Origin of the sequence: Clostridium sp. CMCC3677 (assembly GCF_023845585.1) — a bacterium.
GTDB classification, from domain to species: Bacteria; Bacillota; Clostridia; order Clostridiales; family Clostridiaceae; genus Clostridium; species Clostridium aquiflavi.
Genome location: NZ_JAMQHS010000126.1, coordinates 1 through 219 on the forward strand (window position 1 = coordinate 1; position 219 = coordinate 219).

The following is a 219-nucleotide window of genomic DNA, read 5'->3' on the forward strand; positions in this document are numbered from 1 at the left end:
ATTTCTTTATCTTCCCACGCGCCGTCGCTTAATGCTTCTAAATAGCTATGCATACTGGTAAGTGGGGATCTTAGTTCATGTGATACATTGGATACGAAATCGCGACGTTCTTGGTCGACTTTTTCTTGATCGGTAATATCGTGAAGTACCGCGATAACCCCATTATTAAAGCCTGTTTCCCTTTGAATGACCGAGAAATTGGCACGAAGCACGTACGGT

General features: G+C 43.4%; 1 protein-coding gene. It reads right to left on the reverse strand.

Features of this window, described 5'->3' with window-relative positions:
* Window positions 1-219, reverse strand: a 219-nt coding sequence (locus NG901_RS16970) for a histidine kinase dimerization/phospho-acceptor domain-containing protein (RefSeq protein ID WP_252217128.1), incomplete at both ends; no start/stop codon positions are given.